The sequence below is a fragment of the Streptococcus oralis genome, assembly GCF_003943415.1.
In the GTDB taxonomy this organism is placed as follows: domain Bacteria; phylum Bacillota; class Bacilli; order Lactobacillales; family Streptococcaceae; genus Streptococcus; species Streptococcus oralis_BJ.
Genome location: NZ_RJPK01000005.1, coordinates 37,337 through 50,106, shown reverse-complemented (window position 1 = coordinate 50,106; position 12,770 = coordinate 37,337). Strand labels below are relative to the sequence as shown.

Sequence of the window (12,770 nt, the reverse complement as noted above, 5' to 3'; positions counted from 1 at the left end):
TTAGCGAAATTTGGTATAATATCGTGAGGTGAATTTTATGGCAAATCTAAATCGATATAAGTTTACATTCGGAAAAAAGACATTAACCTTGACAACGGAGCATGATAACCTCTTTATGGAGGAAATAGCCAAGGTTGCGACTGAAAAATACCAAGCAATTAAGGAACGAATGCCTGGGGCGGATGATGAAACCGTTGCCCTCCTTTTAGCGATTAACAGCCTATCGACGCAGCTTAGTCGTGAGATTGAGTTTGACGATAAGGAGCAGGAGCTTAAAGACCTTCGAAATAAGCTAGTGGCAGTCAAACAAGAACAGAGCAAGATTGAGGACTCCCTATGATTTCGATCCTTCTCTTACTAGTTCTAGCTTGGGGTTTTTACATCGGCCACCGTAGAGGTTTGGTGTTGCAAGTTTATTATTTTCTCGTTGCAGTGATTTCAGCCTTTGTTGCTAGTCAGTTTTATAAATCGCTGGGAGATCAACTTCACTTGCTTGTCCCTTATGCCAATCCTCAGGAAGGACAGGGTACCTTTTTCTTCCCTTCAGGTCAGCTTTTTCAGCTAGATAAGGTCTTTTATGCGGGGATAGCCTACCTTCTAGTTTTCGGAATTTGTTACACTATCGGACGTTTTATCGGTTTGTTCCTACATTTGATTCCAGTTAAAACACTAGGTGGCAAGTGGTTTCGGGTTAGTGCGGGGGCTTTGTCGCTATTGGTAACCTTATTCGCCTTGCAAATGGCTTTGACCATTCTTGCAACGGTGCCTCTGGCAGTCATTCAAAATTCACTTGAAAAAAGTATCGTAGCTAAACACATCATCCAAAGTGTCCCTTTCACGACAAACTTTATCAAACAACTCTGGGTGACAAATTTAATCGGATAAAAAGGGCGGGATTTTTCCTAGCCCTTTGTTTACAGATTGGACGACTAGGACGAGGTAAGTCCAAAACCTCTAGTTACTATAATCTTGTAAACAAGCATACAAGGAAAGAATATGAATACAAAAATACTAGAAACCTTAGAATTTAATAAAATTAAAGCCTTGTTTGAACCTCATATCCTAACAGAACAAGGCCTAGAGGAGCTAAAAGCTTTGGCTCCGACTACCAAGGAGGATAAAATCAAACAGGCTTTTGCTGAGATGGAGGAAATGCAAGCCCTATTTGTGGAGCAGCCTCACTTTACCATCCTAGCGACACGTGAGATTTCAGCTGTTTGCAAGCGTCTGGAGATGGGGGCGGACCTCAATATTGAGGAGTTCCTGCTCCTCAAACGGGTCTTGCTTGCTAGCAGAGAGTTGCAAGGTTTTTATGCCAATCTTGAAAATGTACGCTTGGAGCAGCTGGCGAGATGGTTTGAAAAACTGCATGATTTTCCACACTTGCAAGGGAGTCTCCAAGCCCTAAATGACGCAGGCTTCATCGAAAATTTCGCTAGTGAAGAATTGGCACGCATCCGTCGGAAAATCCATGATAGCGAGAGTCAGGTTCGAGATGTCTTGCAAGACTTGCTCAAGCAAAAAGCTCAGATGTTGACCGAAGGGATAATCGCTAGCAGAAATGGCCGTCAGGTCTTACCCGTCAAGAACACCTACCGCAACAAGATTGCAGGTGTTGTCCACGACATCTCTGCCAGTGGAAATACGGTCTATATCGAGCCACGTGAGGTCGTGAAACTAAGCGAAGAAATCGCGAGTCTGCGAGCTGATGAGCGCTATGAGATGATTCGTATCCTGCAGGAGTTATCGGAACGGGTCCGTCCTCATGCTGCAGAGATTGCTAATGACGCTTGGATTATCGGGCACCTAGATTTGATTCGTGCCAAAGTGCGTTTCATTCAAGAAAGACAAGCAGTCGTTCCTCAACTTTCAGAGAATCAAGAAATTCAACTCCTTCATGTTCGCCATCCTTTGGTTAAAAATGCTGTCGCAAACGATGTACACTTCGGTAAGGAATTAACGGCCATTGTCATTACAGGTCCCAATACGGGTGGGAAGACCATCATGCTCAAAACCTTGGGCTTGACTCAACTTATGGCCCAGTCAGGCTTGCCCATTTTAGCAGACAAGGGAAGCCGTGTCGGTATTTTCGAAGAAATCTTCGCAGATATTGGGGATGAGCAGTCTATCGAGCAAAGCTTGTCTACCTTCTCCAGTCACATGACCAATATCGTAGATATTCTTGGCAAGGTCAACCAGCACTCGCTCTTATTGCTAGATGAGCTAGGGGCAGGGACCGATCCGCAGGAAGGAGCAGCCCTTGCTATGGCTATTTTGGAGGATCTTCGTCTCCGTCAGGTTAAGACCATGGCGACGACCCACTATCCAGAACTCAAGGCTTATGGTATCGAGACAGCCTTTGTGCAAAATGCCAGCATGGAGTTTGATACAGCCAGCTTGCGTCCGACTTATCGCTTTATGCAGGGAGTTCCTGGTCGAAGTAATGCCTTTGAAATTGCTAAGCGCCTGGGCTTGTCAGATGTCATCGTCGGGGATGCCAGCCAGCAGGTCAACCAAGATAATGACGTCAACCGCATCATTGAACAATTGGAAGAGCAGACATTGGAAAGCCGTAAACGCTTGGACAATATCCGTGAGGTGGAGCAAGAAAACCTTAAGATGAACCGAGCTCTTAAAAAGCTCTACAACGAACTCAATCGTGAAAAGGAAACTGAGCTCAACAAGGCGCGTGAACAAGCTGCTGAGATTGTGGAACTAGCGCTAAGTGAGAGTGATCAGATTCTCAAGAACCTCCACAGTAAGTCTCAACTCAAACCCCATGAAATCATTGAAGCCAAGGCTGAACTGAAAAAACTGGCCCCTGAAAAAGTCGACTTGTCCAAAAACAAGGTCCTTCAAAAAGCCAAGAAAAAACGAGCTCCAAAGGTTGGAGATGATATCGTGGTTCTCAGTTATGGCCAACGTGGAACCTTGACCAATCAGCTTAAGGACGGCCGTTGGGAAGCCCAAGTTGGTTTGATCAAGATGACCTTGGAAGAGAAAGAATTTGACCTTGTTCAGGCCCAACAAGAAGTCCCAGTCAAGAAAAAACAAGTCAATGTCGTCAAACGTGCTTCTGGTCGTGGTCCGCAAGCGAGACTGGATCTCCGAGGCAAACGGTACGAAGAGGCCATGAATGAGCTGGACGCCTTTATCGACCAAGCCCTGCTCAATAACATGGCGCAAGTCGACATCATCCATGGTATCGGAACAGGAGTCATCCGTGAGGGCGTCACCAAATACCTGCAAAGAAACAAACATGTCAAGAGTTTTGGCTATGCTCCACAGAATGCTGGCGGTAGTGGCGCAACCATTGTGACCTTTAAAGGATAGAGAGAAGAAGGAGTCAATCTTTCTGAAAAAAAGAAATGAAAACTAAAAATTTTCATAGAAAACATTGACAAAGGCTAACTTTTCTTGTAGAATAATAAAAAATAAAATACCAACACCGAATGAAGTTTAATAGAAATGGAGAAAAGTTTGTTTTCCATGACTGTAAATGGACGGAACTCTGGAGAGACCGTAAAGGCACCGAAGGGGCAAGGCAGGCAACTGCTCAAACTCTCAGGTAAAAGGACAGAGCTAAGATAGACCGCTTTTAGGCATTTATCTAAGCATTCCAGAGTACATGTATCTTGCATGTGCTCTTTCTTTTGGGGTTGAAGGATAGGAGTAGGATATGTTAGAATTGCTAAAAGCGCTTGATGCTTTCGTTTGGGGGCCTCCCCTCTTGATCTTATTGGTCGGAACGGGTATCTATTTGACCATCCGACTAAGCCTTTTGCAGGTGGCTCGTCTTCCTAAGGCCTTTCAGTTGATCTTTACCAAGGATAAGGGGCACGGTGATGTGTCGAGCTTTGCTGCTCTCTGTACGGCTCTAGCAGCCACTGTTGGTACGGGAAATATCATCGGGGTCGCGACAGCCATTAAGGTTGGGGGACCAGGCGCTCTCTTTTGGATGTGGATGGCTGCCTTCTTTGGGATGGCAACCAAGTATGCAGAAGGTTTACTGGCTATCAAATACCGTAGCAAGGATGCAAACGGCGCTGTAGCTGGAGGGCCCATGCACTACATCCTTTTGGGAATGGGGGAAAAGTGGCGCCCCCTTGCTATCTTCTTTGCCCTAGCGGGTGTATTGGTAGCCCTTCTAGGGATTGGTACCTTCACCCAAGTCAATTCGATTACAGAATCCATTCAAAATACAGCTCAAATTGATCCAGCTATCACAGCTCTCGTTTTGTCTGTTTTTGTAGCGATTGCAGTCTTTGGTGGACTCAAATCTATTTCTAAGGTTTCGACAGCAGTCGTTCCATTTATGGCTATTGTCTATATTTTGGGAACTCTTACAGTTATTCTCTTTAATATTGAGAAAATCCCAGCCACACTTGCCCTCATCTTTACTTCAGCCTTTAGTCCAGCTGCTGCGGTAGGTGGTTTTGCAGGTGCCAGCATTCGGATGGCTATCCAAAATGGTGTGGCGCGAGGAGTCTTTTCTAACGAATCTGGTCTTGGTTCAGCTCCGATTGCAGCGGCTGCAGCTAAGACTAATGAGCCTGTTGAGCAAGGCTTGATTTCCATGACAGGAACCTTTATTGATACGTTGATTATCTGTACTCTGACAGGTCTGACGATCTTGGTAACTGGTGTTTGGAGCGGTGATTTGAATGGAGTTGCCTTGACCCAGTCAGCCTTCTCAACAGTTTTTTCACATTTTGGTCCTGCTCTTTTGACTATTTTCCTTGTGCTTTTTGCCTTTACGACTATTCTCGGTTGGAACTATTACGGAGAGCGCTGTTTTGAGTTTCTCTTTGGCGTTCGCTTTATCTGGCTCTATCGAGTTGTCTTTGTGCTCATGGTCTTGTTGGGAGGATTTATCGAGTTGGATATGGTTTGGATTATCGCAGATATCGTCAATGCCTTGATGGCATTGCCTAACTTGATTGCCCTCTTAGTTTTGTCGCCAGTCGTCATTGCTGAGACTAAAAAGTATTTTAAACACTAATCCAATCACACTTTTAGTGTGATTTTTTTCATTTCATAGACATTTTTTATCAAGGCGATTGAAAATATATATTATCCAAGTGGAAAATTCTATGATAGACTAAATGACAATAAAATGAAAAGAGGTTTCTTATGACAACATTTACCATCCACACAGTAGAATCAGCACCAGCAGAAGTGAAAGAAGTTCTTGAAACAGTAGAAAAAGATAACAATGGCTATATTCCCAATCTGATTGGTCTCTTGGCCAATGCTCCTACTGCTCTAGAAGCCTACCGAACTGTCGGAGCCATCAACCGCCGCAATAGCTTGACGCCAGTAGAGCGTGAAGTGGTGCAAATCACAGCTGCTGTAACCAATGGTTGTGCTTTCTGCGTCGCTGGTCATACTGCCTTTTCAATCAAACAAATCCAGATGAATGATGATCTTCTCCAAGCTCTCCGCAACCGTACTCCAATCGAGACAGACCCAAAACTAGATACTCTAGCTAAGTTTACCTTGGCGGTAATCAATACCAAAGGGCGTGTAGGAGATGAAGCCTTGACTGAATTTTTGGAAGCTGGCTACACGCAACAAAATGCCTTGGATGTGGTTCTCGGTGTTAGTCTTGCCAGTCTTTGTAATTATGCCAATAACCTAGCCAATACGCCAATCAACCCAGAGTTGCAACCCTATGCCTAGTTCGAATCATAAATAAAATGAAGGCTGATCTACCCAGTCTTCATTTTTCTATGCTATTTTAAAGGCTTTTATGCTATACTGATAATAATATGATTAACGGAGGTTGCCATGAAAGAACTCCCCTTGGTATTTTCTGGTTGTTTGTTAGGTTTGGCAGGTGCAGGAAACCTGATTGCGGATACTTGGCCTGTTCTTTCGCACCTATTTAGTTTGACTGGATTGGTCTTATGGATTTTCTTTCTCCTTCTTCATCTAAGAAATTGGTCTGAAACCAAACGAGAATTAACTAAAGCTCCTCTCTTATCTGGGATGGCCACTTTTCCTATGGCTGGGATGATTTTCTCGACCTATGTCTTGCGACTAGTTCCGTCTATGCCTATCCTAGCCCAGCTTTTGTGGTGGTTTTCTTTTATTTTGGATCTCGCTTTGATTGCTTATTTTTCTCGTCGCTTTGTTGGAGTGGAAGAAAGAGCTAGTGCAACACCAAGCTGGACAGTACTTTATGTGGGAATAGCAGTGGCAGCCTTGACCTATCCAGTCGTTGGTCTGATTCAGATTGCCTATCTAACGGTGACTTTCGGCTTTCTCGCTACTTGTTTTCTCTATCCGTTGATTTACAGTGATTTAAAGAAAAAACCATTGACTCCAGCTCTACTAGGGCAAGAAGGAATCTACTGTGCTCCTTTTTCTTTGCTCTTAGCTGCTCTGGTGCGTATCGGTGGAGTTACTCTTCCGACCTGGGCCTTGTTACTGCTGATGCTTGTCTCTCAGTTGTTTTTCATCTTCGTTTTGACTCGCTTGCCTAATATTTTAAAAGAAGGCTTTCAGCCAGCCTTCTCAGCTCTCACCTTTCCAACCATCATCACAGCTACATCGCTCAAGATGGCTCAGGGAATTTTGAAACTTCCTTTTCTGGATTATCTGGTATTGGCTGAAACCCTCCTTTGCCTGATTATTTTACTCTTTGTCTTGAGTGGTTATCTAATTTGGTTACGAAAAAAGGTCTAGCTATTATCTAGCTAGGCCTTATTTTTTATGGTTTGATAACTTCAGCGCCACCCATATATGGACGAAGAACTTCAGGGATGGTTACAGAACCATCTTCATTTTGGTAGTTTTCAAGAATAGCAGCCACCGTACGTCCAACTGCAAGTCCAGAACCGTTCAAGGTGTGAAGCAGCTTCACCTTGCCATCAGCTTCATCACGGTAACGGATTTGGGCACGACGAGCTTGGAAATCTTCAGTATTTGAACAGCTTGAGATTTCACGGTAAGTATTTTGTGCTGGAATCCAAACTTCCAAATCGTAAGTCTTGGCAGCTGAGAAGCCCATGTCTCCAGTAGAGAGCGCAACCACACGGTATGGAAGATTAAGCTTTTGAAGAATATTTTCAGCGTTGGCTGTCATTTTTTCTAATTCTTCATAAGATTCTTCTGGTTTGGCAAATTTAACCATTTCAACCTTGTGGAATTGGTGCAAACGGATCAAGCCACGTGTATCACGACCAGCAGAACCTGCTTCAGAACGGAAAGATGGACTCATAGCAGTGAAGTAGATTGGCAGGTCTTTTCCGTCAAGGATTTCATCACGGTAGTAGTTGGTCAGTGGGACTTCAGCAGTCGGAATCAAGACAAAGTTGGTGTCACTCAATTCAAAGGTATCTTCCTTGAATTTTGGATATTGACCAGTACCAAACATAGAATCGTGGTTAACCATGTAAGGTGTGATGACTTCCGTATAGCCTTCCTTGCCATGCTCATCCAACATAAAGTTATAGATGGCACGTTCCAAACGAGCGCCAAGACCTTTATAGAAAAGGAAACGAGCACCCGTCACTTTTCCACCACGTTCCCAGTCAAGGATACCGAGGTCTTCACCCAGATCCCAGTGAGCTTTTGGTTCAAAGTCAAACTCGCGTGGAGTTCCCCAACGGCGAACTTCAACGTTGTCATCCTCATCAGCTCCAACAGGAACGCTGTCAGCTGGGATGTTTGGAAGAGTAGTGGTAAATTCTGTCAATTTAGCATCGATTTCTGCCAATTCAGCATCCAAGGATTTGACCTCAGCAGAGAGAGCTTGCATAGCAGCAATCTTGTCATCAGCATTCTCCTTATTGCGCTTGGCTTGAGCAATCTCTGCAGAAACTGTGTTACGTTCTGCCTTGAGGTTTTCGACCTTGACCAAGATATCACGACGTTTAGCGTCGATTTCTTTCATCTCGTTCAAGACTGTAGCATCTACACCACGTGTAGCCAATTTTTCAGCGACAGCATCAAAGTCTGTACGAATACGTTTGATATCTAACATAAGAACTCCTTTATGAAAAAAGCACACCTAACAAAGCGTTGGAGTGGCAGGGCCACGGTTCCATCCAACTTCACAGGTGTGCACTTGATTCGGTATTTAATTGTGAATAACGGTAGAATTTCACCTATCCCTCCTATCTGCTCGCAGCACCCGCAGACTTTCTGAAAGAAGAGGATAACCTACTTATCCGTTGCTATGATTATACTAAAGTTTCTACTTTTTTGCAAATAGATTTTTAAATTTTTGTCCAATGGTTTGGAGTAGAGTCGGAAGTTTCACAACCTTTTCGTTTCCTAATTTTTCCCGAGCGATTTTGAGGATAGCCCCAGAGTCTTTTGAGGCAAAGAGGAATTTACCTTGGTCGGTGAAGACTTCAAAGTGGCGGCTGATCTTGCGGCCGCTTACGTTGGCTCCGACTTGCTGAATGCTGGACCAGGGAATTTGGACATATTGTTCAACATTGACATCGGGATAAAACTCTAAGGCTTGATCCCCGACTAGAAATTTCCCGACCTTTCCAGAGATAGAGAGGTAAGATGTTCCAGTAGTTTGCAGGTCAATGACTTTATTGAGTGATTGGGCCATGATTAGTCTTCCTTACTTTCACCGAAAAAGGCATGATAGAGCGCCTTAATAGCGGCCTTTTCTTGGTCTTTATTGACAACAAACATGATGGAAACTTCGCTTGAACCTTGGGACATCATCTGGATGTTGATTTTGTTTTCAGATAGGGCACGTGTCGCTGTAGCTGTTACACCGATGTGACTCTTCATTTTTTCTCCGACAATCATAATGATGGAAAGGTCGTGTTCGATTTCAGCATGGTCCACTTCTGCTTTTTGAACCAACTGACGCAGAATTTCTTCTTCTTTGATAGGAGTCAACTCACGGGAGCGGAGAATGATCGAAAGATCGTCGATACCTGTAGGCATGTGTTCCCAACCGATATTGAGGTCCTCAAGGATTTGAAGAACCTTGCGACCAAACCCAACTTCGCGGTTCATGAGGTATTTAGACATATTGATACTGACGAAACCTGAGTCGCCAGCAATCCCTACTACTGGGAATTTATCACTACTGTGTTTCAGAACGATACGAGTTCCTGGGTGGTCAGGATTGTTGGTATTCTTGATAACGAGAGGGATTTTTCCACGGTAAGCAGGTAGAAGAGCTTCGTCATGAAGAACTGAAAATCCAGCATAGGCCAACTCACGCATTTCACGGTAGGTCAATTCAGGGATGGAGTGTGGTTGGTGGATAATACCAGGATGGGCAGCAAAGATCCCGTCTACATCCGTAAAGTTTTCATAGAGATCAGCCTTAACACCTGCAGCGATGATGGAACCAGTTATGTCGGATCCACCACGTGAAAAAGTACAGATTTGATTTTCCTTAGTTACGCCAAAGAAACCTGGGATGACAAGGACCTCGTTGCTATCAGCCAAGCCTTCAATCTTGTCATAACTAGATGGGATGATACGTGCGTTTCCTGGTTCACTTGTGACAACAATCCCAGCTTCTCTTGGGTGAACATAGCGTGCATCGACGCCGTTTTGGTTAAAGTAGGCTGCAATGAGTTTGGCATTGTTATTTTCTCCAGCCGCTAGGAAGGTGTCATAGAGAAAGTCATTTTCTTCAATAGGAAGAGTCGCTAAGGCACGGATGCTTTTAGAAATTTTTTCTAGAACTGATGGTTTTAAGCCTAGTTCGCTCACCATAGCCGCATAGCGATCGATGATCCAGTTTTGGCTCTTGCTGATATCATTTCCCGCTACATAATCACGATAGTATTTGATCAAGGCATCGGTTACCTTGGTATCTTCAGCATTGCGTTTACCCGGTGCAGAAACGACCACAAAACGGCGTTCTTTATCGCTTTTAACGATGTTTAAAACTTTTTCTAACTGACTAGCAGAGGCAAGAGAGCTTCCGCCAAATTTTACAACCTTCATAGGGACTCCTCAAGTAAGTATTTTATACGATTATAGCAGAAAGAGGGGCTTTTTTCAATGAAGAAAATAGTATCGTCTTTAGTATAAAGTGAGCGTTTTGATCAGCCGAGACACTTTCGATTGGTTTTCTCTTGCCTCTTTATCTAAAAAAAGGTATACTTTGACAATGAAATAATTTTATCACCTTATAAAAGGAGAAGCTATGAATCATATCCTATATCAGATCCTAGATGATCTTGCTATCATCACTTTGAATCGTCCCGAAGTGGCAAATGGTTTCCATATCCCAATGTGTGAGGAAATTTTAGAAGCTTTGACTCTAGCAGAACAGGATCAAGCTGTTCAGTTTATCTTGATTAACGCTAATGGGAAGGTCTTTTCAGTTGGGGGAGATCTGGTTGAGATGAAACGTGCAGTGGATGAAGATGATATCCCATCTTTGAATAAGATTGCAGAATTAGTCAATACAATCTCCTATAAAATTAAGCAGATCCCTAAACCTGTTTTGATGGAGGTAGATGGAGCAGTTGCTGGTGCTGCAGCCAATATGGCAGTAGCAGTCGATTTTTGTTTGGCGACTGATAAGGCAAAATTCATCCAAGCCTTTGTTGGAGTTGGATTGGCGCCGGACGCTGGTGGGATTCATCTCTTGAGTCGTAGTATCGGGGTAACACGAGCTGCGCAACTTGCCATGACAGGAGAAGCCTTGACCGCGGAAAAAGCACTGGAATGGGGTGTGGTATACCGTGTTTGTGAAGCTGATAAATTAGAAAAAACTAGAGAACAAGTTCTGAAGAAATTAAGACGAGGCTCAGCAAACTCATACGCAGCCATTAAAAAGTTGGTTTGGGAAAGCCAATTTAAGGATTGGCAGAATTATGCTGAATTGGAATTGAAACTGCAAGAATCTTTGTCTTTGACTGAAGATTTTAAAGAAGGAGTCCGAGCTCATTCCGAAAGAAGACGACCAAAATTTTCAGGAAAATAAAAAAATACTTGCACAATTCTTTGAAGTTTGATATACTTTTTGTGTCAAATGTTTTGAATACAAAAGTTTTTTTGAGAAGGAGGGAATACTTTGGACTACCAACAAGTGAATGAGTATTTAACATCTATTTTTAATAATGTCCTTGTGATTGAGGAGGTTAGCTTACGAGGTAGTCGTTTCAAAGACATCTCCATCAAAGAAATGCACACGATTGATGTGATTGGCAAGTTTCCGGAGGCAACTCCAAGTAAGGTTTCAAAAGAACTGATGGTAACTCTTGGAACTGTTACGACCAGCTTGAATAATCTCGAAAGAAAAGGTTATGTTGAACGCATTCGTTCTGATCAGGATCGTCGTGTGGTCTACTTGCATTTGACAAAGAAAGGTCGTTTGGTTCACCGCCTTCATAAACGTTTCCACAAGGCCATGGTCGAAAAAATTATCGACGGTATGAGCTCTGAAGAGATAGAAGTGATGGGTAGGGGCTTGACTAACCTTTATCAATTTTTGGAGGATTTGAAATAATGGCTTTTGCAAAAATAAGCCAGGTTGCTCATTATGTTCCAGAGCAAGTGGTCACTAATCAGGACTTGGCTCAAATTATGGATACAAGCGATGAGTGGATTTCAAGTCGGACAGGAATTAAACAGAGACATATCTCAAAAACAGAGTCTACAAGTGACTTGGCGACAGAAGTTGCTAAGAGTTTGCTGGCTAAAGGGAGCTTAACAGCGGATCAGATTGATTTTATCATTGTAGCGACGATTACTCCTGATTCGATGATGCCTTCTACGGCAGCTCGGGTTCAGGCAAATATCGGAGCGCATAGAGCTTTCGCCTTTGATTTGACAGCAGCTTGCAGTGGCTTTGTATTCGCTCTCTCAACTGCAGAAAAGTTTTTAAGTTCTGGACAGTTCAAAAAAGGGATTGTTATCGGGGCTGAAACCTTGTCTAAGGCGGTTGATTGGTCGGATCGTTCGACAGCTGTTCTCTTTGGGGATGGTGCAGGTGGGGTTCTCTTGGAAGCGAGCGAAACACGTCACTTCCTTGTGGAAAGTCTCTATACGGATGGCTCTCGGAGCGAGTGTTTGACCTATGGCCAAACGGCTCTAGCTTCTCCTTTCTCAGATCAAGAAGCAGTTCCTGCTTTTTTGAAGATGGATGGACGAGCAGTTTTTGATTTTGCAAATCGAGATGTTGCTAGATCGATCAAAGAAACCATTGAAAATAGTCCAATCGCAGCATCGGAATTGGATTATCTCTTGCTTCATCAGGCAAATATCCGCATTTTGGATAAGATGGCTAAGAAAATCGGTGTAGACCGAGACAAGCTTCCTGCCAATATGATGGAGTATGGAAATACCAGTGCAGCAAGTATCCCGATTTTGCTCTCAGAGTGTGTGGAGAATGGCAAGATTCGTTTAGATGGTAGCCAGACTATTCTCCTATCAGGCTTCGGCGGAGGTTTGACATGGGGCACACTCATTCTCACAATCTAGGTAATCATGTGGTAAACACATAGTTATAAATTTTTTATATTTTAAAGGAGTCCTATCATGGCAGTATTTGAAAAAGTACAAGAAATTATCGTTGAAGAACTTGGAAAAGACGCATCAGAAGTAACACTTGAATCTACTTTTGATGATTTGGATGCAGATTCATTGGACTTGTTCCAAGTAATCTCTGAAATCGAAGATGCTTTCGATATCCAAATCGAAGCAGAAGATAACTTGAAAACAGTTGGTGACTTGGTTGCCTACGTTGAAGAGCAAACAAAATAATTAACATATTACTAGAAGGAGTAGGGGAGACCCGCTCCCTCTTGTTTAGGTAATAGTTT

13 protein-coding genes and 1 riboswitch are annotated in these 12,770 nt (G+C 43.4%); of the genes, 10 read left to right on the top strand and 3 right to left on the bottom strand.

Features of this window, described 5'->3' with window-relative positions; translation table 11 throughout:
* The first annotated feature begins 37 nt into the window (after positions 1 to 37).
* The 6 genes from zapA to D8801_RS07290 all read left to right on the top strand — a co-directional run bounded on the left by zapA (position 38) and on the right by D8801_RS07290 (position 6,690).
* A complete protein-coding gene (zapA, locus tag D8801_RS07315; RefSeq protein WP_125848905.1) occupies positions 38 to 340 on the top strand; it encodes a cell division protein ZapA in 303 nt (100 codons plus the stop codon).
* Entirely contained in the window at positions 337 to 885 is a 549-nt protein-coding gene (locus D8801_RS07310; RefSeq protein ID WP_125848903.1) for a CvpA family protein, read from the top strand. The genes zapA and D8801_RS07310 overlap by 4 nt, the downstream gene beginning before the upstream one ends.
* Before the next feature lie 111 nt (positions 886 to 996).
* Positions 997 to 3,333 (top strand): endonuclease MutS2, encoded by a 2,337-nt coding sequence (locus D8801_RS07305; protein ID WP_125848901.1) that lies wholly within the window; start codon positions 997 to 999, stop codon positions 3,331 to 3,333.
* Between the two features lie 168 nt (positions 3,334 to 3,501).
* Positions 3,502 to 3,590: riboswitch (glycine riboswitch) on the top strand.
* An 89-nt stretch (positions 3,591 to 3,679) separates the two neighbouring features.
* Positions 3,680 to 5,002, top strand: coding sequence for an alanine/glycine:cation symporter family protein (locus tag D8801_RS07300; protein WP_125848899.1), 1,323 nt, complete (start codon positions 3,680 to 3,682; stop codon positions 5,000 to 5,002).
* Between the two features lie 131 nt (positions 5,003 to 5,133).
* Positions 5,134 to 5,682 carry a carboxymuconolactone decarboxylase family protein gene (locus D8801_RS07295; protein WP_049544835.1) on the top strand — a complete coding sequence of 183 codons (549 nt, stop codon included), beginning with the start codon at positions 5,134 to 5,136 and terminating at the stop codon, positions 5,680 to 5,682.
* Between the two features lie 108 nt (positions 5,683 to 5,790).
* Positions 5,791 to 6,690: a TDT family transporter gene (locus D8801_RS07290; protein ID WP_125848897.1), complete on the top strand. Its 900-nt coding sequence runs from the start codon at positions 5,791 to 5,793 to the stop codon at positions 6,688 to 6,690.
* A 25-nt stretch (positions 6,691 to 6,715) separates the two neighbouring features.
* On the opposite strand, the gene serS is transcribed toward D8801_RS07290, so the two are convergent.
* The 3 genes from serS to D8801_RS07275 form a co-directional block, all read right to left on the bottom strand.
* Positions 6,716 to 7,990 carry a serine--tRNA ligase gene (serS, locus tag D8801_RS07285; RefSeq protein WP_125848895.1) on the bottom strand — a complete coding sequence of 425 codons (1,275 nt, stop codon included), beginning with the start codon at positions 7,988 to 7,990 and terminating at the stop codon, positions 6,716 to 6,718.
* Between the two features lie 213 nt (positions 7,991 to 8,203).
* Entirely contained in the window at positions 8,204 to 8,575 is a 372-nt protein-coding gene (locus tag D8801_RS07280) for a DUF956 family protein (RefSeq protein ID WP_125848893.1), read from the bottom strand.
* Positions 8,576 to 8,577: 2 nt separating this feature from the next.
* Positions 8,578 to 9,942 (bottom strand): aspartate kinase, encoded by a 1,365-nt coding sequence (locus D8801_RS07275; protein WP_125848891.1) that lies wholly within the window; start codon positions 9,940 to 9,942, stop codon positions 8,578 to 8,580.
* A 202-nt stretch (positions 9,943 to 10,144) separates the two neighbouring features.
* On the opposite strand from D8801_RS07275, the gene D8801_RS07270 reads away from it, so the two are divergent.
* The 4 genes from D8801_RS07270 to D8801_RS07255 all read left to right on the top strand — a co-directional run bounded on the left by D8801_RS07270 (position 10,145) and on the right by D8801_RS07255 (position 12,711).
* Positions 10,145 to 10,930 carry an enoyl-CoA hydratase gene (locus D8801_RS07270; protein WP_093586704.1) on the top strand — a complete coding sequence of 262 codons (786 nt, stop codon included), beginning with the start codon at positions 10,145 to 10,147 and terminating at the stop codon, positions 10,928 to 10,930.
* 90 nt (positions 10,931 to 11,020) lie between these two features.
* Positions 11,021 to 11,455 (top strand): fatty acid biosynthesis transcriptional regulator FabT, encoded by a 435-nt coding sequence (gene fabT / locus D8801_RS07265; protein WP_000386342.1) that lies wholly within the window; start codon positions 11,021 to 11,023, stop codon positions 11,453 to 11,455.
* Positions 11,455 to 12,429, top strand: coding sequence for a beta-ketoacyl-ACP synthase III (locus tag D8801_RS07260; protein ID WP_125848889.1), 975 nt, complete (start codon positions 11,455 to 11,457; stop codon positions 12,427 to 12,429). Before fabT ends, D8801_RS07260 begins: the two co-directional genes overlap by 1 nt.
* A 57-nt stretch (positions 12,430 to 12,486) precedes the next feature.
* Positions 12,487 to 12,711 carry an acyl carrier protein gene (locus tag D8801_RS07255; RefSeq protein WP_000257840.1) on the top strand — a complete coding sequence of 75 codons (225 nt, stop codon included), beginning with the start codon at positions 12,487 to 12,489 and terminating at the stop codon, positions 12,709 to 12,711.
* Positions 12,712 to 12,770: the final 59 nt, after the last annotated feature.